The 21,944-nt window shown below is 70.7% G+C and carries 23 protein-coding genes; 11 read left to right on the top strand and 12 right to left on the bottom strand.

What is annotated here, in order from left to right:
- Positions 1 to 16 precede the first annotated feature (16 nt).
- Together M8231_RS15720 and recQ are read left to right on the top strand one after the other, a co-directional pair.
- On the top strand, positions 17 to 1,000 hold the full coding sequence (locus tag M8231_RS15720; protein ID WP_249751789.1) for a complex I NDUFA9 subunit family protein: 984 nt from the start codon (positions 17 to 19) through the stop codon (positions 998 to 1,000).
- 71 nt (positions 1,001 to 1,071) lie between these two features.
- Positions 1,072 to 2,952, top strand: a complete 1,881-nt coding sequence (gene recQ, locus M8231_RS15715) for a DNA helicase RecQ (RefSeq protein ID WP_249751788.1) — start codon at positions 1,072 to 1,074, stop codon at positions 2,950 to 2,952.
- Here recQ and M8231_RS15710 read toward each other — a convergent pair.
- From M8231_RS15710 to mutM, 3 genes are read right to left on the bottom strand one after another with little or no spacing between them, the layout of a single operon-like run.
- On the bottom strand, positions 2,949 to 3,842 hold the full coding sequence (locus tag M8231_RS15710) for an alpha/beta fold hydrolase (protein WP_250201906.1): 894 nt from the start codon (positions 3,840 to 3,842) through the stop codon (positions 2,949 to 2,951). The two genes, recQ and M8231_RS15710, sit on opposite strands and share 4 nt — an antisense overlap.
- 44 nt (positions 3,843 to 3,886) lie before the next feature.
- Positions 3,887 to 4,369, bottom strand: coding sequence for a hypothetical protein (locus tag M8231_RS15705; protein WP_249751787.1), 483 nt, complete (start codon positions 4,367 to 4,369; stop codon positions 3,887 to 3,889).
- Between the two features lie 4 nt (positions 4,370 to 4,373).
- On the bottom strand, positions 4,374 to 5,234 hold the full coding sequence (gene mutM, locus M8231_RS15700; RefSeq protein WP_249751786.1) for a bifunctional DNA-formamidopyrimidine glycosylase/DNA-(apurinic or apyrimidinic site) lyase: 861 nt from the start codon (positions 5,232 to 5,234) through the stop codon (positions 4,374 to 4,376).
- Between the two features lie 145 nt (positions 5,235 to 5,379).
- Here mutM and M8231_RS15695 point away from each other — a divergent pair, with 145 nt between their 5' ends.
- From M8231_RS15695 to M8231_RS15685, 3 genes are all read left to right on the top strand, one after another.
- Positions 5,380 to 7,440 (top strand): OPT family oligopeptide transporter, encoded by a 2,061-nt coding sequence (locus M8231_RS15695; RefSeq protein ID WP_250201905.1) that lies wholly within the window; start codon positions 5,380 to 5,382, stop codon positions 7,438 to 7,440.
- A gap of 104 nt (positions 7,441 to 7,544) precedes the next feature.
- Positions 7,545 to 7,964, top strand: a complete 420-nt coding sequence (locus M8231_RS15690) for an Hsp20 family protein (RefSeq protein WP_249751784.1) — start codon at positions 7,545 to 7,547, stop codon at positions 7,962 to 7,964.
- A gap of 61 nt (positions 7,965 to 8,025) precedes the next feature.
- Positions 8,026 to 8,277 (top strand): DUF1150 family protein, encoded by a 252-nt coding sequence (locus tag M8231_RS15685; protein WP_249751783.1) that lies wholly within the window; start codon positions 8,026 to 8,028, stop codon positions 8,275 to 8,277.
- A 21-nt stretch (positions 8,278 to 8,298) separates the two neighbouring features.
- Here the strand turns inward: M8231_RS15685 and ptsN are convergent, their stop codons facing one another.
- The 3 genes from ptsN to rpoN all read right to left on the bottom strand — a co-directional run bounded on the left by ptsN (position 8,299) and on the right by rpoN (position 11,057).
- Complete coding sequence (gene ptsN / locus M8231_RS15680; protein ID WP_249751782.1) at positions 8,299 to 8,766, bottom strand: PTS IIA-like nitrogen regulatory protein PtsN; 468 nt, start codon at positions 8,764 to 8,766, stop codon at positions 8,299 to 8,301.
- Positions 8,767 to 8,839: 73 nt separating this feature from the next.
- The gene (gene hpf, locus M8231_RS15675; protein WP_249751781.1) at positions 8,840 to 9,490 is read right to left on the bottom strand and encodes a ribosome hibernation-promoting factor, HPF/YfiA family; all 651 of its coding nucleotides are present in this window, start codon (positions 9,488 to 9,490) and stop codon (positions 8,840 to 8,842) included.
- Between the two features lie 64 nt (positions 9,491 to 9,554).
- Positions 9,555 to 11,057 (bottom strand): RNA polymerase factor sigma-54, encoded by a 1,503-nt coding sequence (rpoN, locus tag M8231_RS15670; protein ID WP_249751780.1) that lies wholly within the window; start codon positions 11,055 to 11,057, stop codon positions 9,555 to 9,557.
- Between the two features lie 294 nt (positions 11,058 to 11,351).
- Between rpoN and M8231_RS15665 the strand changes: the two genes are divergently transcribed.
- Both M8231_RS15665 and M8231_RS15660 read left to right on the top strand, forming a co-directional pair.
- Positions 11,352 to 12,614 carry a type III PLP-dependent enzyme gene (locus tag M8231_RS15665; protein WP_249751779.1) on the top strand — a complete coding sequence of 421 codons (1,263 nt, stop codon included), beginning with the start codon at positions 11,352 to 11,354 and terminating at the stop codon, positions 12,612 to 12,614.
- Positions 12,615 to 12,737: 123 nt separating this feature from the next.
- Positions 12,738 to 13,793, top strand: coding sequence for a 1,9-bis(guanidino)-5-aza-nonane synthase (locus M8231_RS15660; RefSeq protein WP_249751778.1), 1,056 nt, complete (start codon positions 12,738 to 12,740; stop codon positions 13,791 to 13,793).
- A gap of 21 nt (positions 13,794 to 13,814) precedes the next feature.
- Here the strand turns inward: M8231_RS15660 and M8231_RS15655 are convergent, their stop codons facing one another.
- Together M8231_RS15655 and M8231_RS15650 are read right to left on the bottom strand one after the other, a co-directional pair.
- Positions 13,815 to 14,387, bottom strand: coding sequence for a cob(I)yrinic acid a,c-diamide adenosyltransferase (locus M8231_RS15655; protein WP_249751777.1), 573 nt, complete (start codon positions 14,385 to 14,387; stop codon positions 13,815 to 13,817).
- Positions 14,387 to 14,590: a twin transmembrane helix small protein gene (locus M8231_RS15650; RefSeq protein ID WP_250201904.1), complete on the bottom strand. Its 204-nt coding sequence runs from the start codon at positions 14,588 to 14,590 to the stop codon at positions 14,387 to 14,389. The genes M8231_RS15655 and M8231_RS15650 overlap by 1 nt, the downstream gene beginning before the upstream one ends.
- A gap of 152 nt (positions 14,591 to 14,742) precedes the next feature.
- On the opposite strand from M8231_RS15650, the gene M8231_RS15645 reads away from it, so the two are divergent.
- Positions 14,743 to 15,906 carry a hypothetical protein gene (locus M8231_RS15645; protein ID WP_250201903.1) on the top strand — a complete coding sequence of 388 codons (1,164 nt, stop codon included), beginning with the start codon at positions 14,743 to 14,745 and terminating at the stop codon, positions 15,904 to 15,906.
- On the opposite strand, the gene M8231_RS15640 is transcribed toward M8231_RS15645, so the two are convergent.
- Genes M8231_RS15640 through M8231_RS15630 form a run of 3 tightly spaced genes read right to left on the bottom strand, consistent with a single transcriptional unit; the run spans position 15,903 to position 17,358 of the window.
- Positions 15,903 to 16,499, bottom strand: coding sequence for a Smr/MutS family protein (locus tag M8231_RS15640; RefSeq protein ID WP_249751775.1), 597 nt, complete (start codon positions 16,497 to 16,499; stop codon positions 15,903 to 15,905). The genes M8231_RS15645 and M8231_RS15640 overlap by 4 nt on opposite strands.
- Positions 16,496 to 16,732 (bottom strand): helix-turn-helix domain-containing protein, encoded by a 237-nt coding sequence (locus tag M8231_RS15635; protein ID WP_249751774.1) that lies wholly within the window; start codon positions 16,730 to 16,732, stop codon positions 16,496 to 16,498. Before M8231_RS15635 ends, M8231_RS15640 begins: the two co-directional genes overlap by 4 nt.
- Positions 16,733 to 16,755: 23 nt before the next feature.
- Entirely contained in the window at positions 16,756 to 17,358 is a 603-nt protein-coding gene (locus M8231_RS15630) for a DUF2975 domain-containing protein (RefSeq protein ID WP_249751773.1), read from the bottom strand.
- A gap of 467 nt (positions 17,359 to 17,825) precedes the next feature.
- Between M8231_RS15630 and M8231_RS15625 the strand changes: the two genes are divergently transcribed.
- Positions 17,826 to 18,428 carry a non-canonical purine NTP pyrophosphatase gene (locus M8231_RS15625; protein ID WP_249751772.1) on the top strand — a complete coding sequence of 201 codons (603 nt, stop codon included), beginning with the start codon at positions 17,826 to 17,828 and terminating at the stop codon, positions 18,426 to 18,428.
- On the top strand, positions 18,421 to 19,581 hold the full coding sequence (gene hemW, locus M8231_RS15620) for a radical SAM family heme chaperone HemW (protein ID WP_250201902.1): 1,161 nt from the start codon (positions 18,421 to 18,423) through the stop codon (positions 19,579 to 19,581). Before M8231_RS15625 ends, hemW begins: the two co-directional genes overlap by 8 nt.
- Here hemW and M8231_RS15615 read toward each other — a convergent pair.
- Positions 19,578 to 21,233 carry a GNAT family N-acetyltransferase gene (locus tag M8231_RS15615; protein ID WP_250201901.1) on the bottom strand — a complete coding sequence of 552 codons (1,656 nt, stop codon included), beginning with the start codon at positions 21,231 to 21,233 and terminating at the stop codon, positions 19,578 to 19,580. The genes hemW and M8231_RS15615 overlap by 4 nt on opposite strands.
- A 155-nt stretch (positions 21,234 to 21,388) precedes the next feature.
- On the opposite strand from M8231_RS15615, the gene M8231_RS15610 reads away from it, so the two are divergent.
- Positions 21,389 to 21,886: a hypothetical protein gene (locus M8231_RS15610; RefSeq protein ID WP_249751770.1), complete on the top strand. Its 498-nt coding sequence runs from the start codon at positions 21,389 to 21,391 to the stop codon at positions 21,884 to 21,886.
- Positions 21,887 to 21,944 lie beyond the last annotated feature (58 nt).

The raw sequence follows: 21,944 nt of genomic DNA, 5'->3' as shown, positions 1-21,944 counted from the left end.
GACTGGAGCTTTTCCCATGGCTGACCTGGCGCCTGGCGTGGTGACCCTTTTCGGAGGATCGGGCTTCATCGGGTCGCAGGCCGTGCGCGCCCTGGCCCGTCGCGGCTGGCGCATCCGCGTGGCCGTGCGCAACCCGGTCCTGGCCATCGAGGTCCAGCCGTTGGGCGACCCCGGCCAGATCCAGTTCATGCGCTGCGACGTGACCAACCCCGACGACGTGGCCCGCGCGCTGCGGGGGTCGGACGCCCTGGTCAACCTGGTCGGCGTCCTTCACGACGGCGGCAAGCGCCGCGGCTTCCAGGCCGTCCACGTCGAGGCGGCCCGCACCATCGCCCAGGCGGCCCGCGCCGCCGGCGTGCGCCGCGTGGTCCAGATCTCGGCCATCGGCGCCGACCTGGACAGCCCCTCGGCCTACGCCCGGTCCAAGGCCCAGGCGGAACAGGAAATCCGCGCCGTCCATCCGGACGCGGTGATCCTGCGCCCGTCGCTGGTCTTCGGCGCCGGCGACGGCTTCCTCAACCGCTTCGCTTCGATGGCGACCTTCAGCCCCGTCCTGCCGCTGATCGGCGGGGGCGAGACGAAGTTCCAGCCCGTCTATGTCGGCGACGTGGCCGAGGCGATCGCCCGCGCGGTTGTCCAGGGCGCGGCTGCGGGCCAGACCTACGAACTGGGCGGACCCTCGGTCTGGACCTTCCGCGAGGTGCTGGAGCTGGTGAAGCGCGAGACCGGGCGCGACCGCCTGCTGGCCCCCGTGCCCTTCGTCGTCGCCCGCCCGCTGGGCGCCGCGCTGGAGATGGTCGGCCTGTTCGGCCTGACCCCGCCCTTGACCCGCGACCAGGTGCTGATGCTGGAAGTCGACAACGTCGTCGCGCCGGGCGCCGCGACCCTGGCCGACCTGGGCGTGGTCCATCCGACGGGGATGGAGGCCATCGCCCCCTCCTATCTGTGGCGCTACCGCACCGGCGGCCAGTTCGCCCAGCTTCCCGCGCTCGACGCCTGAGCGCTTGCCCGGGCTGACGATCGGGTCGGCCGATCGCTTGCCTGCCGGAACAAATCGTGCACAACTCAAGGATGCTCGCCGCGCAGTCCCGACCTGCCCTGACAGAGACGCCCGGCCTCGACCAGGCCCGCGCCCTGCTGTCCCGCGTCTGGGGCCACGGCGACTTCCGCGGCCTGCAGGGCCAGGTGGTCGGCCAGATCCTGTCCGGCGGCGACGTGCTGGCCGTCCTGCCCACCGGCGGCGGCAAGAGCGTCTGCTACCAGATCCCCGCCATCCTGCGTCCCGGCCTGGGCCTGGTCGTCTCGCCGCTGATCGCCCTGATGACCGACCAGGTCGAGGCGCTGAAGCAGCAGGGCGTGGCCGCCGCGCGGCTCGATTCCGGCGTCTCTCTGGATGACCGCTCGGCCATCTGGCGCGCCGCCCGGGCCGGGGAGCTGGACCTGCTCTACGTCTCGCCGGAAGGGCTGGCGGCCGGCGCCATGCTGGACCGGCTGGCCGAGCTGCCGCTCAGCCTGATCGCCATCGACGAGGCCCACTGCGTCAGCCAGTGGGGCCACGACTTCCGCCCCGACTATCGCAATCTGGGCCTTCTGGCCGAGCGCTTCCCCGGCGTGCCCCGGATCGCCGTCACCGCCACCGCCGACGCCCGCACCCGCGACGACATCCTGCGCTCGCTGCGGCTGGAGGGCGCCCAGGTCTTCGTCGACAGCTTCGCCCGCCCGAACCTGCAGCTGTCGGCCGAGCGCAAGGAGAATGCGTCCCGCGCCAAGACCGACGCCCGCGTCATCGAGATGGTGCGCGAGCGGCGCGGCAAGTCCGGCGTGGTCTATTGCGGCAGCCGCGACGGCTGCGACCGCGTGGCCCAGGCCCTGCGCGACGCCGGGACCAACGCCATCGCCTATCACGCGGGCATGGACACCCGGGAGCGCGACCGCCGGCTGGAGCGCTTCCTGGCCGAGGACGGGGCGGTCATGGTCGCCACCATCGCCTTCGGCATGGGGGTCGACAAGGCCGACGTCCGCTTCGTCATCCACGCCGATCCGCCGGGCAGCCTTGAGGCCTATTGGCAGGAGATCGGCCGCGCCGGGCGCGACGGCGAACCGGCCGAGGGGATCACCCTGTACGGCCCGTCCGACATCGCCTGGTCGCTGCGCCGCCTCGACGGCCGCCCGATGGCCGAGGAGGTCAAGCAGGTGCAGGTGCGCAAGGTGCGCCAGCTGTTCGCCATGCTGGACGGGGCGGTCTGCCGGCCCCAGGCGGTGCGCCGCTACTTCGGCGAACAGGACGCGGCGCCCTGCGGCGTCTGCGACGTCTGTTCCGATCCGCCCCAGCTCTATGACGCGACCGTGCCCGCCCAGAAGGCCCTGGCGGCGGTCCAGCGGCTGGGCGGACGCTTCGGCCGGGGGCGGGTTATCGACCATCTGACCGGCCGCACCAAGGACGTCCAGCCGTGGGAGCAGCAGCTGTCCACCTGGGGCGTCGGCCGGGAGATCTCGCTGAACTCGTGGCGCGAGATCGTCGACCACCTGCTGTTCGAGGGCCTGCTGGTCGAGGATCCCAACGACGGCAAGCCGCTGGTCGGCCTGGGCGATCCCGACGCCGTCCGCGCGGTCTACAAGGCCGAACGCCAGGTCGAGGTTCGCCGCGCGCCGCTCCGCGCCGACGCGGCGCCGCGCCGACGCGACCGCTCCGGCGAAGGCCGCAACGCCGCCCTGGAGACGATGGACGCCGACGTCCGCGCCCGCTTCGAGGCCCTGCGCGCCTGGCGCCGCGACCGCGCGTCCGAACAGCACGTGCCGCCCTATGTCATCTTCCAGGACAAGACCCTGCTGGAGATCGCCCACGCCGAACCCGGCGACCTGTCGGCGCTGGCCGCCGTCTCGGGCGTCGGCCAATCCAAGCTGGACCGCTACGGCAAGGGCGTGCTGGAGGCGCTGAGAGGTCTGGCCTAGCCCAGGAACCGGCGCACCGCGGCCAGGAAGCGGTCCGGCTGGTCGATCATCACCTGGTGCTCGGCCCCCTCGATCCGCTCGAACCGGGCGGGCTGGCGCAGGGTGGCGAAGCCGTGGCGATATAGCCCCTCCAGCCGGTTGCGGGGGTTGCGGCTGTCGGCGCTCCAGCCATAGGCGACCGTGACCGGGGCGGTGATGTCGCGCAGGCGCAGGCGCAGGTCCACCGTCAGCGCCTCGTAAAGGCCCTGGGCCAGCACCCGCCGGTCGCCGCCCTGCAGGCCCAGACCGTTGAACACCATGTCGCCCGCCAGCCCCAGGTCGCCGCCCAGGGCCGACACCTGGCCCGCCAGCGCCTTGTCCCCGAACAGCATCAGGGCCTGGTAGCCCAGGCGCGCCAGCGGCTCGACCTGGCCCGGCGTGGCGCGGGAATCCACCAGGGCCGGAAAGAAGGGCGAGGAATCCACCACCATCACCCGCCCCACGCCCTCGACCATGTCGGCGGCGACCCTCAGGGCGATCTGCCCGCCCAGCGAGTGGCCGATCAGGGCGGGCCGGCGCAGGCCCTGCGTCTGGATATAGCGGCGGATCTCGTTGGCGGCCGGTCCGGACAGGCCGCCGCCCGCATTGGCGCAGATGTCGGTCTGGCCGAAGCCGCGCAGCGTCACCAGGTGCACGCGATAGCGGTCGTCGAGCCGGTCCGCCGTCGACCGCCACGCCGCCCCGGTCGAGCCGAGGCCGGGAATGAAGATCACGTCCGGCCCGCGTCCGCGCGTCTCGACGATGATCCGATCCGAATGGAACGGCGGGGTGCGGCTCGGGGCCTGGGCGTCGGCGCCGTCGGGGGCGACGATGGCGATGAACAGGCACAGGGCGGCGAGAAGGCGAAGCATGGCGGCGACCTAACGTCGGATCGGGGCCATTGGTTGACCCCGGTTCACCGTCGCGTCCGCAGATAGGCCAGCGTCAGGCCGAAGCGCGCCAGTTCCGACAGGACCAGACAGGCCAGCAGGGCGTTGGCGATCAGAACCAGCAGGTTGGCCGGCGTGGTCCAGCGCAGCAGGGGCCGCAGGACGGGATCTCCGATCAGGCCCAGGACGAACAGGGTCGCCGCCACCGCCGACAGAAGCCCGATCAGCGCCATCAGCGAGACGTGGCTGGCGGTCAGGGCCGCCCGGCGCTCGGCCGCGCCCTCGCGCTCGCGTCCGCAGGGCGCCAGGCGCGCGACCAGGGTCAGGACGCCTTCCCCGACCGCGATGAGCGCCAGCCCCAGCACGAACAGCCCGCCCATGTCGGCGGCGAAGCCCTGGCCCTTCAGGTCGCCCGCCGCGACGTGCGAGACCAGCCGCCAGCCATAGAGGCCCCACACGCCCACGGTGACGATGATGGCGATCCACAGGTGACGTTCGCGCAGGCTCATGGCCTCACCGTCTCTGGCAACTGGGGCAGTAGAAGGTCGAGCGCCCGCCCTGGACGATGCGGCGCACGACGCCGGTGCAGCCCTCGCCCCGGCACGGCTGGCCCTCGCGGCCGTACACGTCGAAGCGGTGCTGGAAATAGCCCTGTCCGCCCTCGGCGTTGGCGAAGTCGCGCAGGGTCGAGCCGCCGGCCGCGATGGCGTCGTCCAGCACCGCGCGGACCTGCGTCGCCAGCCGCTCCAGCCGGGGCCGCGACACGGCGCCGGCGGCGACCAGCGGCGAGATGCGCGCCCGAAACAGAGCCTCGCAGACATAGATGTTGCCCAGCCCGGCGACGATGCGCTGATCCAGCAGCGAGACCTTGATGGTCTGCTTCTTGCCGGCGAAGGCCTCGGCCAGATGGGCGCCGGAGAAGCCGTCGCCCAGCGGCTCCGGCCCCAGGCCCGCGAACCACGGATGGGTCTCGACCTCGGCCGTGGGGATCAGGCCCATGAAGCCGAAGCGGCGCGCGTCGGCGAAGCCGATGCGGGTGCGGCCGTCGCGTTCGGCGCAGGCGCTGAAATGCTCGTGCTTGCCGGCGATGGGGGCGGGTTCCTCGAACTCGCCCAACTGGCGGCCATCCAGGGTGAAGCGGCCGGTCATGCCCAGGTGGGTGATCCACGTCTCCCCGGTCGACAGGGGCGCCAGCAGATATTTGGCGCGGCGGTCGATCCGCTCGACCCGGGCGCCCTCCAGCCGTTCCACGAAGCGCTCGGGGAAGGGGAACCGAAGATCGGGGCGGTTGATCCGCACATGCGTCAACCGCGCGCCCTCCAGCACCGGCGTCAGGCCGCGTCTGACGGTTTCGACCTCGGGAAGTTCGGGCATGGCCCGTCCTAGCCCGCCCGACGGGTCCGATCCAGCGGCGCGGCGGGCCGGCTGGCCTCGCGCGCCGACGGGCCTGGGCCGATCAGCCTCTAGGCGCCTGCGACATTATGCGCTTACGGTCGCTGCGAACCGTGGGGACTTTCCGATGACTGATGCAAACGCCGCGGCCGCGAAAGGCGGCAAGCGGCTCGAACTCACCCTCCGCGCCGTGGTGCTGGGGTGCCTGCTGGCGGTGATCTTCACCGCCGCCAACACCTATCTGGGCCTGCTGGTGGGCCTGACCTTCGCCTCGGCCATTCCGGCGGCGGTGATCTCGATGGCAATCCTGCGGGCGTTCCGCACCTCGACCATCTGGGAGAACATGACCGTCCAGACCGTCGCCTCGGTCGGCGGGGCCATGAGCTCCATCATCTTCGTCCTGCCGGGCCTGGTGATGATCGGCTGGTGGCTGTCCTTCCCCTTCTGGCAGTCGGTGCTGATCTGCATCTTGGGCGGGGTTCTGGGCGTGACCTTCTCCATCCCGCTGCGCCGGGCCCTGGTGGTCAACGGCGGCCTGCCCTATCCAGAGGGCGTCGCCGCCGCCGAGGTGCTGAAGGTCGGCTCGCGCGGCGCCGAACAGAGCGAAAGCGCGGTGCGCGAGAACAAGTCGGGCCTGTGGGTCGTGGTGGCCGGGGCCGTCGCCTCGGCCGGCTATGCGCTGCTGGTGGGAGGCCGCGTCTTCGCCGGCGAGGCCGCGCGCTTCTTCAAGCTGCCTGCGGCCCTGGGCGGCGGGGCCACGGGCATGGGCTTCGGCATGCAGTTCGCCCTGCTGGGCGCCGGCCACCTGATCGGCCTGACCGTCGGACTGGCGCAGCTGTTCGGCCTGGTGCTGGCCTGGGCGATCGCCGTGCCGATCCTGACCAGCCCGGACACGGTCGCCTGGCTGACGGCGCACGGCGTCCCGTCGATCGCCTCGACCCTGCCGGCGGGCGTGTCCGCCGAGGAGCTGGCCGGGACGGTGTGGAGCCGCGAGGTGCGCTTCATGGGGGCCGGCGTGATCGGCGTCGCCGCCATCTGGACCCTGCTGAAGCTGGCCGGGCCGCTGGTCGGGGGCCTGACCTCGGCCCTGGCCGCCAACGCCCGCCGCTCGCACGGCGAGACGCTGGAGCGGACCGAGATGGACCTGCCGATCAAGCTGGTGGGCGGACTTTCCCTGGTCTGCCTGATCGGCATCGCCGGCCTGCTGGCCTGGTTCGCCCAGAGCGCGCCGGCCCTGGCCGGATCGACCGTCCTGCTGGTCGGCGGCGGCTTGGTCTATGTGGTGCTGATCGGTTTCGCCGTGGCGGCCATCTGCGGCTACATGGCCGGCCTGATCGGTTCGTCCAACAGCCCCGTCTCGGGCGTCGGCATCCTGGCCATCGTCATCGCCTCGGTGCTGATGCTGGGGGTGATGGCCGTCGCGGGGGTGCCGGCCGATCCGTCGATCATCGCCTTCGCCCTGATCGTGACCGCCGTGGTCTTCGCCGTGGCCGTCATCGCCAACGACAACCTGCAGGACCTGAAGACCGGCCAGCTGGTCGAGGCCACGCCGTGGCGTCAGCAGGTCGCGCTGATCGTCGGCGTCGGCGCGGGGGCGCTGGTCATCCCCTTCATCCTGAACCTGCTGAACCAGGCCTTCGGTTTCGAGGGCGGCCCGCCCGCCATCGTCGAGGGGGCCCAGACCCTGGCGGCGCCCCAGGCGACGCTGATCTCGGCCCTGGCGCGCGGCGTCATCGGCGGCGACCTGCGCTGGGACCTGATCGGCCTGGGCGCGGTGATCGGCGTGGTCATCATCGTGCTGGACGCGGTGCTGGAACGGGCCACCAAGGGACGGGTCAAGCTGCCGCCTCTGGCCGTCGGCATCGGCTTCTATCTGCCGGCCGCCGTGACCACCATGCTGGTGATCGGCGCCGTGTGCGGCTGGCTGTACGAGCGGGCCACGGCCTCCACCACCTACGCCCCCGTCGCGCGGCGCATGGGGGTGCTGCTGGCGTCCGGCCTGATCGTGGGCGAGAGCCTGTTCGGCGTCCTGACCGCGGGCGTCATCGTCGCCACGCGCGACGACGCGCCCTTCGCCATGATCCCCGCGGGAACCGCATGGCCGGCTATGGCGGCGGGCATCGTCGGCTTCGCGGCGCTCACCTTCGGCCTGTACCGCTGGACCCAGGGGCGGGCCGCAAAGGTCTGACGACGGTTGATCGGGGGGCTGCGGCCCCCCATCTTCCCTTCGCCGGACGTCTCGCCGATCGCGGGGGACGAGGACCGGCGCCGGTCGCTTTGACGAGGACCAGAATGACGACGCGCACCATCCTGTTCGACAGCCCCTTCCTGCTGGGCTTCGACCATACCCGGACCCTGATCGACCGGGCGGCCAAGGCGGCGGCCGAGAGCTATCCGCCCTACAACGTCGAACAGATCGGCGACGCCGGGGTGCGCATCACCCTGGCGGTGGCCGGCTTCTCTCCCGAGGATCTGAACGTGACGCTGGAAGGCCGCCAGCTGACGGTCGCCGGCAAGCGCGACGACGCCGCCAAGGGCGAACAGGCCTTTCTGCACCGGGGCATCGCGGCGCGCGGCTTCGTGCGCAGCTTCGTCCTGGCCGACGGGCTGGAGGTGGCCGGCGCGCGTCTGGAGCACGGTCTGCTGCACGTCGACCTGACCCGTCCGGAGGCCGAGCGCGTGGCCCGGCGCATTCCCATCACCGCCGGCTGACAGGGCGACGGATGAACCGCTCGGCTCGCCGGGCATTGGTATCGAGTAAGGAGGCGGTCCTATGACGCCGATGAAGTTGAGCAAGGAAGATTTCGCCGATCTGGGCGCGCCGGATCTGGTCTATGTGCGCCAGGTCAAGGCGGCCGACCTGTTGGCCGATGCGGCCGACGCGCGGGATCTGGATCTGGACAGCGACCAGACGCTTTACGCCGTGCACAGCGCGGACGGGGAACGTCTGGCGGTCATGCTGGATCGCGACACCGCCTTCGCCGCCGCCGTGGCGCACGAGCTGGCGCCGGTGTCCGTTCACTGAACCGAGAGGCCGCCGCGCAGCTCAGGCGGCCGTGGCGGGAATGTCGTCGCGCACGAACAGGGCGCGCACCGCATCGGGCGTGCGGGCCTGGCGCAGCTGCTCGCGCAGCTCGGCCGACCGCAGGGCCCGCGACACCGCCGCCAGGGCGCGCAGATGCTCGGCGCCGTCCTTGGGCGGGGCGAACAGGGCGAACATCAGGTCCACGGGCCGATCGTCGACCGCCTCGAACGCCACGGGCGCGTCCAGACGCACGAACACGCCCGTGACCCGCTCCAGGCCCTGAAGCCGCGCGTGGGGCACGGCCACGCCGGCGCCCAGGCCGGTCGAACCCAGGGCCTCGCGCTCCAGCAGGGCGTCGAACACCCGGCCTTCCTGCATGCCCAGAACCTGGGCCGCCGCCTCGGCGACGGCGTGCAGCGCCTGGCGCTTGGACGAGGTTCCGCCACGCAGCACCACGCCCTCGGGCGCGAGCAAATCACCGATGTCCATGGACTTCCGACTCTAAAGGCGACAGGCGGGGCGTCGCGGGCGCCCGTTTAGAGAAACCCGCGACGAAGTCAAACTAGGCCGTTCCGGCCTGGCCGTTGGACTTGGCGGTCCGTTCCGGGTCGATCCAGCCCACATTGCCGTCCGGGCGACGATAGACGACGGACAGGCCGCCGTGCGCGGCGTTGCGGAACAGCACGACCGGATAGCCGGTCATGTCCAGCTCCAGCACCGCGCGGCCCACCGTGATGGTGCGGATCTCTGACTGGGTCTCGGCGATGACCATGCCCACCGGCGGCGGGCCGTCGTCCTCGCCCGCCGAGCCGAAGGCGTCGTCGTCGACGCTGTCGGGATCGCGCAGCACGATGCTGCGGGCCACCTCGCGGGCGGCGTCCTCGGTCTTTTCGGGCGACAGGCCCTTGGGGCCGATGTGATGGTCCTTGAGCCGACGCTTGTAGCGCCGCACGCGGGTCTCCAGCCGCTCCAGCGCCTCGGTGAAGGCCGAATGGGCGTCGCCGCCGAAGCCGGTCGTCACCAGGGTCTGGCCCGAGGCCAGCCGCACCCAACAGTCCACTTTGAAGTTGTGGCCGTCCTTGGAGACCACGACTTCGGCGTCATCGCCGCCGCGGGCGAAGTACTTGCCGACTCCGTCTTCGAGTTCCTGGGAGATGCGCGAGCCTAACGCTTCGCCGACATCCACTTGCTTGCCGCTGACTTGGACTTGCATGGCGATAGAACGCTACCGACCGGATTTGGTGTCAATCCGGATCACCGATTTGTGGTGACGCTTGTCAGGCCGTCCGCATCAGCCGGCGACGCTGGACCGAGGACGGAATCCTGAGCGCTTCCCGATACTTGGCGACCGTCCGACGGGCGATGTCGATGCCGGCCTCCTTCAGGATCTCGACGATGCGGTCGTCGGACAAAACGTCGCCGTCGGCGCCCTCGGCGTCGATCATGGCCTTGATCCGGTGACGGACGGCCTCGGCGGAATGCGAGGCGGCCCCGTCGGTCGACTGGATGGCGGCGGTGAAGAAGAATTTCAGCTCGAACACCCCGCGCGGCGTCGACAGGTATTTGTTCGAGGTGACGCGGCTGACGGTCGATTCGTGCATGCCGATGGCGTCCGCCACCGTCTTCAGGTTCAGGGGGCGCAGGAACTCCACGCCGAAGGCCAGGAAGGCGTCCTGCTGGCGCACGATCTCGGACGTCACCTTCAATATGGTCTTGGCCCGCTGATCCAGCGACTTGACCAGCCAGTTCGCCTGGGCCGCGCAGTCGGCCACATAGCTCTTTTCGGTCTCCGACCGGGCGCCGGTCTGGACCACGGCGTGATAGCGCTTGTCGACCAGCAGGCGGGGCAGGGTGTCGGCGTTCAGCTCCACCTTCCAGCCGCCGGCCGGATCGGGCCGGACGTGGACGTCGGGGATGACCGTCTGGGCCGGCTCGCCGCCGAAGCCGGCGCCGGGGCGCGGCGTCAGCCCCTTCAGTTCGGCGATCATCTCGGCCAGATCCTCGGCGTCGACGCCGCACACCTGTCGCAGGCCCGCCAGGTCGCGCCGCGCCAGCAGGTCCAGATTGTCCAGCAGGGCCGCCATGGCCGGGTCGAAGCGGTTGCGCTCGATCAGCTGCAGCTTCAGGCATTCGGGCACCGAGCGCGCCATGACGCCCGTGGGCTCGAAGCCCTGGCAGACAGCCAGCACCGCCTCGATCCGCTCCAGCGGCACGCCCAGGCGGTCGGCGAACTCGGCCAGTTCGCCGCGCAGGTATCCGCCCTCGTCGGTGGCGTCGATCAGCGTCAGGGCCACGCCGTGGTCGGCGACGCCGAAGCCGGCGGACGAGGCCTGGGCCTGAAGGTGCTCCCACAGGGTCGGCTCGTGGGCGTCGGGCCGTTCGCCGTCGCCTTCGAACGTCGATCCGCCCTTGCCCGCGCCGGACCAGTCCGAAAGCCCCGGCTGGGCCTCGTCGGTCATCCGGTCGCTGGTGCGTTCGCCGGGCGCGGCGTCGCCGTAAACGTCGTCGGCGCCGGCGTCCAGGGCGCTGGCCGCCTCGTGGCCGACGCCGTCGCCAAAGGCCATCTCGCCGTCGTTGGAGGCGGTCCGCTCGGGCTCGGGCGCGTCGGGGCCGTCGCCTTCGGGCTCCTCGCGCTGCAGCAGCGGATTGCGCTCCAGCTCCGCCTCGACGTAATCCTCGAGCTCGAGGTTGGACAGCTGCAGCAGCTTGATCGCCTGCTGCAGCTGGGGCGTGATGACCAGCCCCTGCCCCTGCCTGACCTCCAGCCTCTGACCGATCACGTCCGATGTTCCCGCCGGGCGCGGAAGTGGCCCGGAACTTGCTGGAGCAGTATGTCGCCGGAACGGTTAACGCCCCCCAAACGCGCGGCGTCCCTTCAAGGCGGCGCCCGGCGCGCCGTCGCGCGGCCGAGACCCAGGCTGCCGCAGGCGGCCGGATCGTCGCCGCCATTAAAAAACCGCTTTACATGACAGCGCGATACCCCCATATCGCGCCTTCCGGCGGACCCCGTAGGTCTTACCGTTACGCGCTGCTAACGCCGGTCTGGGTTAACAATCAACAGGGGGTTACGTGAATTGCGCACGTACCAACTTCCCCTGGACCTGGTCCGTGAGCGGCCTCCTGAGCGTCCCGTCGCCCTCGTGCGGCCGCGCTCGGTTTCCGTAGCGGCGCGCTGGTTCCAGGATAATCTCAAGGCCGACGTCTTCTACGCCGTGAAGGCGAATCCGTCGCGCTGGGTCGTCGAAACGCTGGTCGAAGCCGGCGTGCGCGGCTTCGACGTGGCCTCGCTGGCCGAGATCGAGCTGGTCCGCTCGGTCACGACCGACGCGCGCCTGGCCTTCATGCACCCGGTCAAGAGCCGGGCGGCCATCACCAAGGCCTATTTCGATCACGGCGTCCGCACCTTCTCGCTGGACTGCGTGGAGGAGCTGAACAAGATCCTCGACGCCACCGGCGGCGCGAACGACCTGAACCTGATCGTGCGCATGGCGGTCTCGGCCGACGGCGCGGCCTATACGCTGTCGGGCAAGTTCGGCGTGTCGTCGGACCAGGCCCCGGCGCTGCTGCTGGCGACCCGCCAGGCGGTGAAGGACGGCCTGATGGGCGTCAGCTTTCACGTCGGTTCGCAGTGCATGCGCCCGACGGCCTATCAGGCGGCGATGGCCCAGGTCGGCCGTTCGATCAGCCGCGCGGGCGTGATCGTCGACATCGTCGATGTCGGCGGCGGCTTCCCGTCGGTCTATCCGGGCATGGTCCCGCCGGACATGAGCGAATACGCCGACGCCATCCATCGCGGCTTTAACGAGATGCCGGTGTCGGAAACGACCGAGCTGTGGTGCGAGCCCGGCCGGGCGCTGGTGGCCGAGTCGTCCTCGGTGCTGGCCCGCGTCGATCTGCGCAAGGGCGACGCCCTGTACCTGAACGACGGCTCCTACGGTTCGCTGTTCGACGCGACCCACTCGCGCTGGCCCTTCCCGACCAAGCTGGTCCGGGACGGCGACAGCGCCGGCGAGTTGAAGGCGTTCCAGTTCTACGGCCCGACCTGCGATTCCATCGACCACATGCCGGGCCCGTTCTGGCTGCCGGCCGACATCCGCGAAGGCGACTACATCGAGATCGGCATGCTGGGCGCCTATGGCGTGGCCATGACGACGGGCTTCAACGGCTATGGCGAACATGACGTCGCCGCGGTCGAGGACGCCCCGATGGCCTCGCTCTACGGCCTGGCGCCGCGCTCCATCCCGACCGTGCGCACCACGGCGGAAGAGACCGCCCGCAAGGTCGTGCGGTTGTCACGTCCGAAGGGTAAGGCCGGTCAGCGCAAGCGCCGGAAGTAACCTCGCATTGCGTCACCCTCGGGAACTGTTCCGGGGGTGACGGTCTATCAGGACCGTCGGTCGCTCCGTCCCGACGGTCCCGTTGTTTCCGACGGGCGCTCAAATCAAAGGGAAACCTCCGAAATGAACGCTCCCGTTCAATCGAACACCAAGGCCCAGCTGCTGCAGAACGTGGTCGAGCACGTCGACATCACCAGCTTCGACGCGCGCCCGATCATCGACTCGATGCGCAAGATGTCCTTCTCGTCGCGCGACACCGCCCGCGCCGCCGACATCTTCAACATGGCGCTGGAAGACCAGGACTGCTCGCCGTGGCTTATCCTGGCCGGCTCGACCTCGGCCGGCGGCTGCATGCACGTGTACCGCGACATGGTGAAATTCGGCATGATCGACGCCGTGGTCGCCACCGGCGCCTCGATCGTCGACATGGATTTCTTCGAAGCCCTGGGCTTCAAGCACTACCAGGCCGCCGGCGAGGTGGACGACAACGTCCTGCGCGACAACTACATCGACCGGATCTACGACACCTACATCGACGAGGAAGAGCTCCAGGCCTGCGACCACACGATTCTTGAGATCGCCAATCGTCTGGAGCCGCGCGGCTATTCCAGCCGCGAGTTCATCTGGGAGATGGGCAAGTGGCTGTCCGAGGGCAACGCCAAAAAGGAAGGCAGCCTGATCCAGACCGCCTATGAGCAGGGCGTGCCGATCTTCTGCCCGGCCTTCGTGGACTCGTCCGCCGGTTTCGGCCTGGTCAAGCACCAGAAGGAGCGGGCCGCCGCCGGCCAGCCCTATATGATGCTGGACGCCATCGCCGACTTCCGCGAACTGACCGACATCAAGATCGCGGCGGGCGTCACCGGCCTGTTCATGGTCGGCGGCGGCGTGCCCAAGAACTTCGCCCAGGACACCGTCGTCTGCGCCGAGATCCTGGGGATCGAGGCCGAGATGCACCGCTATGCGGTCCAGATCACCGTCGCCGACGTGCGCGACGGCGCCTGCTCGTCCTCGACGCTGAAGGAAGCCGCGTCCTGGGGCAAGGTGCAGACCACCCACGAGCAGATGGTGTTCGCCGAGGCGACCACGGTCGTGCCGCTGATCGGCTCGGACGCCTATCACCGCGCCGCCTGGAAGAACCGGACGCCGCGCCGCTGGCAGAAGCTGTTCGAAAAGGCCTGATCGGGGTCTGGGGAGCGGCGCCTAGCGCGTCGCTCCCGGTTTCCACTTCACGTCGCCGGCCCCGTTGGCGTTGGCCCGGCGGGCGGCGACGAACAGGTGGTCGGACAGGCGGTTCAGGTATTTGACGGCCTCGACGTTGATCGGCGCGCCGGTCTCGACCAGGGCCACGGCCTCGCGCTCGGCGCGGCGGCAGACGGTGCGCGCCAGATGCAGATGCGCCGACAGGGGCGCCCCGCCCGGCAGGATGAAGCTGTCCAGCGGCTTCAGGCTTTCGTTCATCCAGTCGATCTCTGATTCCAGGCGGGCGACCTGGCTCTCGACGATGCGCAGCGCCTCCCACGTCGGGGGCGGGTCCAGCGGCGTGGCCAGGTCGGCGCCCAGGTCGAACAGTTCGTTCTGGATGCGCGCCAGCATGGCGTCGATGCGGTCGTTCTGGCCGCTGTTCAGCCGGGCCACGCCGATCACCGCGTTCAGTTCGTCCACGGCGCCATAGGCGGCGACGCGCGCATCGGTCTTGGACACGCTGGCGCCCGACGCCAGGCGCGTCGCGCCCTGGTCGCCGGTCCGTGTGTAGATCTTGTTCAGGACCACCATCAGCCGCGGCTCGTCGCTTTCCAGACCATGCCGGCGACCAGCACCAGCACCGCCGCCGCCTGGAGCCCGACCCGCAACCGCATCAGCCGGTTGGAATGCGACCGGGCGTAGGCGCCGCCCCGGAACAGGGAATAGAGCCCCAGGCCCAGGGTGACGCTGACCGCTCCCACGGCGACCAGCACGAGAATGTCGAACAGATGCATGGCCCTGTCATAATCCCAGCCCCGCTCCGACGCCAGCGGGACCCGAAAGGGCGCCCCCTGGCGGCTGCCGGCCCCGACAGCGAAGGGCGTTTCGGCGACCCCTGTTCGTTTTCCCAAGCAAGCTAAGCCCTTGGTCATGATTGCCGTGCACCATGGCCGCCATGACCGACCGCGCCGTCCGCAGCCTTGAACATCTCCGCGGCTCCGCCTCCACGGCGCGCGTGCTGAACCTGCTTCGCGTCTGGGAAGAGAACGGCGACAGCCGCTCGGACGGCGCCGTGCGCAACCCCGAGTGGGCGGCGCGGCCGATCTTCAGGACCCCGGCGCTGAACCGCGCCCTGATCATCAAGCATCGGTTGCGGCGCAACGAGTTCGATCTGTTCACGGGTCGGCGTCAGGTGGCCACCAAGGTGGTCATCCCGATCGAGGACGACGACCTGAAGACCGGCGGCCGCTACGTCTTCGTCAACCAGATCGGTTTCGAACGGGCGATGATGGAGGCCTTCGGCGTCCAGCCGACCCACCCGGACATCGAGACGCTGCGCCTGATCGACCGCCTGCCGTCGCTGGACCCCTTCCTGTTGCGCGAACAGCTGCGGCGCGGCGGGCTGGACCCGGCGCCCTGCTATTTCTCGATCAGCGATGCGGACCTGCAGCGGATGACCGCCTTCGTCCGCAGCGAGATCGAGCCTCTGGTGACGCTGAGCCTGGGGGGCGACGATTCGGCCGACTCTCGCGATTCGGCCGCGCGGATGGCGGCCAAGATCCTGTCGAACACGCCGGGCAACCAGCTGGACGCCCTGCGCCTGACCCTGCGCCTGGCGCCCGAGCAGTACGAGGAGGGGGTCTTCTGCTGGAAGGGCTTCCTCTATTACAAATGGACGCTGGCGGCGCTGCTGACCGACGTGGCGGCGGTGGCCGAGGCGGTCCGCACCATCCGCCCGGTGGGCAAGGTCGACGCCCAGGCCAAGGAATACATCGCCCGCGGGCGCGACGTCCTGCGCGGGCGCATCATCAAGACCTGCGACGAGGTCAGCCGCACTCTGCGCGTCTATGACGACGCCTACGCCAAGCTGACCCAGGAGGGGCGGCCGATCGCCTTCCGCGACTTCCTGCTGGACGCGCCGTCCATGTTCTCGCGCTTGGGCGACCAGCTGGGCGCGGTCCAGCACATCGTCAGCTACTGGCGCTTCCGCTTCGGCCCCGGCGCCCCGGCGGTGAACGTCGAGGAGCTGATGGACATCTTCATGGACTTCGAGACCGGCCTGCTGGGCCGGGGCGAGACCGCCGACATGGCGGGGCGGGTCGCCGCCTAGGTCCTGCGGCGCAGGGTCACGTAGAAGGCGCCGTTTCCGCCGTGACGCGGATGGGCGACGCTATAGCCGGACACCACGGCCCGAAGCGCGGGCGCGTGCATCCAGTCGGCGAACGCCGCGCGGATGACGCCGCCGCCCAGACGCCCCTGGCCGGTGATGACCAGGACGGCCCGCATCCCGCGCGCCTGGCACGAGATCAGGAAGGCTCGAAGCTGGTCCTCGGCCTCGAACCGGCCGAAGCCGTGCAGGTCGATGCGCGCCTCGATCGGGTCGCGTTCGCGGGTCAGGCGCCGCTTGCGGCTGGGCTCCACGTCCTCGGGGGCGGACGGCGTCCGCGGCGCGGCGCGGGGCGTCCCGGTCGAGACGGCGGCGGGGGGCGCGGGCGTCCGCTTGGCCGCGGGCCGGCTGGCCGGACGCTCCTGCAGGGCGGCCAGGACCTGGGCCATGACGTCGACATGGGCCGCGTCGGCGCGGACGCGCGCGGCCTTTCGCTTTCGCGGCGGGGTGACGGTGCCGCTGACGCGCCCCCAGATGCGGCGGTCCTCGGGCGTCAGGCCGTTCTCGTCGCGCGGATCCGTCGGCGGCCGCTTCATTCGGCGTCGTCGGCGAAGGCCTCGGGCGGGCCGGGCTCATGCGCCAGCAGGTCGCCCGGCTGGCACTCCAGTTCGCGGCACAGGGCGTCCAGGGTGGAAAAGCGGACCGCGCGCGCCTTGCCGGTCTTCAGGATCGACAGATTGGCCACCGTCACCCCGACGCGGTCGGCGAGCTCGGTCAGCGACATGCGGCGTTCGACGAGGACGCGATCGAGCTGGACGCGGATGGCCATGGGGAAACCTTAGGGGAAACGGCTCAGATCGTCAGTTCGGATTCGCGCCTCAGGCGCGCGCCTTCGCGGAACACCTCGGCCAGGACGAAGACGATCAGGACGGAAAACACCGGGGTCAGAAGCTCGCCGATCCCCTGCGGCTCCATCACGCCGGGCGCCAGGCGGGCGGCCACGAAGCCCTGGGCCAGCCACACGCCGCCGGTCACGACCGCCAGGGTCAGGCCGATCTGGCGCAGGCGGCGCACGTTGTGGGGATGAAAGGGGTCGCCGACGGTCAGGGTGCGGAAGATGCGGCGCAGGCTGCGCAGGATCAGCATGAAGCCGCCGAAATAGGCCGTCACGGCGCCCAGGCCGAACAGCAGCAGCATTCGCGTCAACGGCAGCTGGCGTCCCCCCGAATCCCCGCTGACGGTGACGTTGAGGTTGTCCAGCGGAATGAAGACGGCCGCGATCAGCAGCAGCAGCAGCACGCCGGTGATCAGGGCCAGAAGCACATAGGCCACGTCCAGGGCGACCTTCAGGACGCTGGAGACCGAGCCGGGGCCCAGGCCGCGCACGGACGCCAGGAAGCGGGAGCCGGGGGCTCCGTCGGGCTTCGACGTCGATCGCAACCTCGGCAGGCGCATGGAGGGTCGGCCTTTCAGGCCGGATATTGGGGCCGCATGGCCGTGCGGGGTCCGGCGAACCCGCGCACGGCTCTATACATCGCGGTCTTCATCGAGATCGTCAAAGCTCTCTTGATCGAAACTGAGGGACGGCTCAGGACGGATCAGAAGGCCTGGATCAGGATGGCGACCAGGGCGGTCGGCAGGGCGGCGATCATGACCGTGTTGACGAAAGCGGCGCCGACCTTGTCCAGCCACATCGAGGTGTTCATCGTATGCATCGTGTTTCTCCGTTGATCCTGAAGGGACGATTTTCGCCCCGTTGATTGTATTTCCGCACGATGTTTCCGGCTTGTCGGAAAATCCGGAACGTTGCGGCCCCGTTCCTGATGTTCACAACATAGGCCGTGCCCAGCGGGAAAGCACGTTACATATCGTTTAACGATATTAAACTTTGGCAATGGACTGTTTCAGGGGCGTGATCGTCGATGACTCTCAAGCTTATCAAGGGGATGCGGCTCGTCGCCGCCACCCATAACCCCGGCAAGGCGCGCGAGATCGAGGCGCTGCTGGATGGAGATTACCGGATCGTCACCGCCGGCGCGCTGAACCTGCCCGAACCGGACGAGACCGAGACCACCTTCGTCGGCAACGCCATGCTGAAGGCGCGCCACGCGGCCCAGCTGTCGGGCGAGGTGTCTCTGGCCGATGATTCCGGCGTGTCGGTCGCCGCGCTGGACGGCGCGCCGGGCATCTTCTCCGCCCGCTGGGCCGGGCCGTCCAAGGATTTCGCCCTGGCCATGAAGAAGGTCGAGGACCGGCTGGACGAGATCGGCTCCAGCGACCGTCGCGCCTGGTTCACCTCGGCCCTGGCCGTCGCCTGGCCCGACGGCCCGTGCGTCGTCGTCGAGGGGGTGGTTCACGGCGAACTGACCTTCCCGCCGCGCGGCGATCGCGGCTTCGGCTACGATCCCATCTTCATCCCCGAGGGCCAGGCCCTGACCTATGGCGAGCTGGACCCGGCCGTGAAGGAGGCCGACAGCCACCGCACGCGCGCCTTCATGAAGCTGAAGGCCGCGCTGATTGACTGATCCCTTCGACCCGGGGACGGACGTCGGCCTCTATGTCCACTGGCCCTACTGTTCGCGCATCTGCCCCTACTGCGACTTCAACGTGGTGCGCGACCGGGGGCGGGGCCAGGAGCAGACGGCGCTGGCCGCGGCCATCCTGGCCGACCTGGAGGCGCAGGCGGCCCTGGCGGGGCCGCGCCGCCTGGCGTCCATCTTCTTCGGGGGCGGCACGCCGTCGCTGATGGACCCGGCCGCCGTCGCGGCGATCGTCGAGCGCGCCCGGACCCTGTTCCCCCCACGCGGCGCCGTGGAGATCACCCTGGAGGCCAATCCGACCGACGCCGAGGCCGACCGGTTCGCCGCCCTGGCCCAGGCGGGCGTCAACCGGCTGTCGATGGGGGTCCAGGCGCTGGACGACGCCGCCCTGTCGTTCCTGGGGCGCAACCATTCGGCGGCCGAGGCCCTGCGCGCCGTGGACCTGGCTGGACGGCTGTTCCCGCGCCTGTCGATCGATCTGATCTACGCCCGCCCCGGCCAGACCGTCGACGCATGGGAGGCGGAGCTTCGGTCCGCCCTGGACCTGGGGTTCGAGCACGTCTCGCCCTATCAACTGACCATAGAGGCCGAGACCGCCTTCGGCCGGGCCGTTCGGCGCGGGACCCTGACGCCCCCCGACGAGGACCGGGCCGTCGCCCTTTACGAAGCCACCCAGTCGGCGCTTCAGGCGGCCGGGCTGGACGCCTACGAGGTCTCCAACCACGCGCGCGGGCCCGGGGCGCGCTCGGCCCACAATCTGCACGTCTGGCGCGGCGGCGACTATCTGGGCCTGGGGCCGGGGGCGCATGGGCGGCTGACGCTGGACGGCGCACGCACCGCGACCGTCGCCCATCGCCGCATCGGCGACTATGTCGCTGGCGTCCATGCCGGCTCGCCCTGGTCCGAGGCCGACCGCCTGTCGCCCCGGGACGCGGCCGAGGAACGGCTGCTGCTGGGCCTCCGGACGGTGGAGGGCGTCCCAGCGGGGACCCTGGGGGCGCTTGGCCTGTCGACGACCGCGGAGCCGGTCGCGAGCCTGATCTCGGACGGCTTTCTCGCCCTGACCGCCGGCCGCCTGGCCGCCACGGCCCAAGGCCGCCCCGTCCTGGACGGCGTCCTGAAGGCCCTGCTGACCTAGCCCTTCCTGAGGCCCAGCATCCCCAGCCAGCCGCCGCTGGTCAGCAGCGCCACGTCCAGCAGCGCCAGGGGCAGGGGGGTGGAGGCGGGGGCGGCGATGAAGCGGGGCGTCCAGCGCGGGGCGAACTTGGCCTTGTAGCTGCGCAGGCCCTGGAAGCCGTAGAGGGCGCCGCCCTCCTCGAACACCAGGGCGCCGACGCGGGCGAAAACGGGCGCCAGGCGACGGTCTTCCAGCCCCGCCAGCGGGGCCATGCCCAGGTCGAAGCGGGCGATCCCCTCGGCCTTGGCCCACTGGATGCAGCGCGTGAACAGATAGTCCATCACCCCGTGCGGGGCCTCGGGGCTGTGCCGCATCAGGTCCACCGCCGCCTCGCCGGGCGTGACCAGAAGGTTGGCGAAGGCGACGATGCGCCCCCCCTCGCGGATCACCGCCAGCGGCGTCAGGTCCAGATAGCCGATGTCGAACCGCCCCATGGAGAAGGCCTTTTCCTCTCCGTTGTGAAGCGAAAGCCAGGCCTCGGACACCGCGCGCAGCTCCGCCTCCAGCGGGCGGGCCGATCCGGGCGGCAGCACCTCGAAACTGCCCCCCTCGCGCTCGGCGCGGTTCAGGGCCGTGCGCAGGTTCTGCTTGCTCTTGCCCTCGATGGAGAAGGTCGCGGCGTCCACCACGGCCGTCTCCCCGACCTTGCGCACCGCCAGCCCCATGGTGGCCAGTTCGCCCAGCATGGCCTCGCCGACCGAATAGAAGACCGGCGCGCCGCCGTAGCTGTCGGCCATCTCGGCGAAAGCCCACAACAGGTCCTGGCGTTCCTCCGGCGCGCCGGCGGGTTCGCCCATTACGATCCAGCGTCGCCCGCGCACCCTATACGCCAGGAAGCTGCGGCCCGACGGGCTGAACAGCAGGGCCTTGTCGCCCAGCATGGCCAGCCAGGCCTCGGGCGTCGCCTCGCCGGCGGCCTCCAGCGCGGTGCGGGCGCGGGCGATCTCTTCAGGGCCGGCGGGGCCGTGCTCGTGCGCGCCGGGCGAGCTCAGCAGCGACCGCCCCGCCACCACGAGCGTCAGAACCGCCAGCGCCAGGCCCGCGCGCAGGAAGCCCGACGCCTGGCGATCGCCGATGAAGCGCCACCACAGCTCGTCGGAATAGGCCACGTCGCGATAGGCGAAGAAGCCCAGCCACAGCATGGCCCCCACCACGGCGATCAGCAGCAGCAGCCAGCTGGGCCTCAGGGGCTCGCTGAGCCGCGAGCGCCGGATGAAGGCGGACCGGCACGGGGCCAAGAGGGCCGCGACCAGGATCAGGTCGATCGATTCCGCCCAGTCCAGCCCCTTCAGCACCGAGAACACCGCCCCCACCCCCAGCACCGCCAGCGCCGCCCAATAGGCGCCGCGCCGCCGCCGCCACAGGCCGGCCGACAGCAGCATCAGCAGAAAGCCCGCGATGGAGGCGACCAGGTGCGACAGGTCGATCAGCAGGGGCGAGACGACCCCCGTCAGCTGACGAAGGCGACCGTCGAGCTCGGGCGTCACCGCCGAAGCCAGCATCAGCGCGCCGGCGGCGAAGGCCACCACGGCGAACAGCTGCGGGGTCAGCTCATAGCCCAAGCCGAGCAGGCGGCGCAGCAGCCTAAGGGCGTGGTCAGGGCGGCGCGGCAAGCCGATCTCCGATGATTCGTTGGCGGCGCCCCAGCATAGACCAAGAATCGGCCAACTGGGGCGGGCGCGGGGTCATTTCGGGGCGGCTGAAACAATATGAAATATGGCGGATTACCTCTGTGCGGGCGTCGGGCCCGCGTCACCGGGGTAATCCCATGAACTTCAAGACCGCTCTTCTCGCCGGCGCCGTGGGCGCCGTCCTGACCGCCGCGCCGGCCCTGGCGCAAGAGGCGGCCGCGCCCGCCCAGGAAACCGCCGCCCCCGCGCAGCAAAGCCTGCAGCTCACGCCCGGCGCCACGGTTCGCGGCCCGGACGGCGCGCTGGGCCAGCTGGAAGGCGTGCAAGCCAACGCCGAGGGCGGCCAGGAACTGACCGTGCGCGGCGCCGACGGCCAGCTTCGCGCCGTGCCCCTGGGCGGCATCCGCCAGGAAGGCGCCGATGTGGTGGTGGCCTACACCAAGGCCGAATATGACGCCGCCGCGCCGATCGCCGGCGCCGCCCCTGCGCCGGCCGCGACCCCGGCGCCGTCCAGCGACCCGGCGGCCGATCCGACCACCGCGGATCCGTCCTCGACCATGACGGACCCGGCCGATCCGGCGACGACCGCCGATCCGATGGCCCCGCCCACCGACTCGACCCAGCCTCAGGGCTGAGGGTCCGGGCATGAAGAAAGGGGCGGCTCGACGAGCCGCCCCTTTTTCGCATCCGCCG

Origin of the sequence: Brevundimonas albigilva, from assembly GCF_023573565.1 — a bacterium.
Taxonomy (GTDB): Bacteria; Pseudomonadota; Alphaproteobacteria; order Caulobacterales; family Caulobacteraceae; genus Brevundimonas; species Brevundimonas albigilva.
The sequence above is the reverse complement of the archived record's forward strand: the minus strand, read 5'-3'. Positions and strand labels throughout refer to the sequence as shown.

Excerpts from the sequence above, each read along its gene's own strand:
- M8231_RS15720 (WP_249751789.1), top strand. The coding sequence starts at position 17 with ATGGCTGACCTGGCGCCTGGCGTGGTGACCCTTTTCGGAGGATCGGGC.
- recQ (WP_249751788.1), top strand. The coding sequence starts at position 1,072 with ATGCTCGCCGCGCAGTCCCGACCTGCCCTGACAGAGACGCCCGGCCTC.
- M8231_RS15710 (WP_250201906.1), bottom strand. The coding sequence starts at position 3,842 with ATGCTTCGCCTTCTCGCCGCCCTGTGCCTGTTCATCGCCATCGTCGCC.
- M8231_RS15705 (WP_249751787.1), bottom strand. The coding sequence starts at position 4,369 with ATGAGCCTGCGCGAACGTCACCTGTGGATCGCCATCATCGTCACCGTG.
- mutM (WP_249751786.1), bottom strand. The coding sequence starts at position 5,234 with ATGCCCGAACTTCCCGAGGTCGAAACCGTCAGACGCGGCCTGACGCCG.
- M8231_RS15695 (WP_250201905.1), top strand. The coding sequence starts at position 5,380 with ATGACTGATGCAAACGCCGCGGCCGCGAAAGGCGGCAAGCGGCTCGAA.
- M8231_RS15690 (WP_249751784.1), top strand. The coding sequence starts at position 7,545 with ATGACGACGCGCACCATCCTGTTCGACAGCCCCTTCCTGCTGGGCTTC.
- M8231_RS15685 (WP_249751783.1), top strand. The coding sequence starts at position 8,026 with ATGACGCCGATGAAGTTGAGCAAGGAAGATTTCGCCGATCTGGGCGCG.
- ptsN (WP_249751782.1), bottom strand. The coding sequence starts at position 8,766 with ATGGACATCGGTGATTTGCTCGCGCCCGAGGGCGTGGTGCTGCGTGGC.
- hpf (WP_249751781.1), bottom strand. The coding sequence starts at position 9,490 with ATGCAAGTCCAAGTCAGCGGCAAGCAAGTGGATGTCGGCGAAGCGTTA.
- M8231_RS15660 (WP_249751778.1), top strand. The coding sequence starts at position 12,738 with ATGAACGCTCCCGTTCAATCGAACACCAAGGCCCAGCTGCTGCAGAAC.
- M8231_RS15655 (WP_249751777.1), bottom strand. The coding sequence starts at position 14,387 with ATGGTGGTCCTGAACAAGATCTACACACGGACCGGCGACCAGGGCGCG.
- M8231_RS15650 (WP_250201904.1), bottom strand. The coding sequence starts at position 14,590 with ATGCATCTGTTCGACATTCTCGTGCTGGTCGCCGTGGGAGCGGTCAGC.
- M8231_RS15645 (WP_250201903.1), top strand. The coding sequence starts at position 14,743 with ATGGCCGCCATGACCGACCGCGCCGTCCGCAGCCTTGAACATCTCCGC.
- M8231_RS15640 (WP_249751775.1), bottom strand. The coding sequence starts at position 16,499 with ATGAAGCGGCCGCCGACGGATCCGCGCGACGAGAACGGCCTGACGCCC.
- M8231_RS15635 (WP_249751774.1), bottom strand. The coding sequence starts at position 16,732 with ATGGCCATCCGCGTCCAGCTCGATCGCGTCCTCGTCGAACGCCGCATG.
- M8231_RS15630 (WP_249751773.1), bottom strand. The coding sequence starts at position 17,358 with ATGCGCCTGCCGAGGTTGCGATCGACGTCGAAGCCCGACGGAGCCCCC.
- M8231_RS15625 (WP_249751772.1), top strand. The coding sequence starts at position 17,826 with ATGACTCTCAAGCTTATCAAGGGGATGCGGCTCGTCGCCGCCACCCAT.
- M8231_RS15610 (WP_249751770.1), top strand. The coding sequence starts at position 21,389 with ATGAACTTCAAGACCGCTCTTCTCGCCGGCGCCGTGGGCGCCGTCCTG.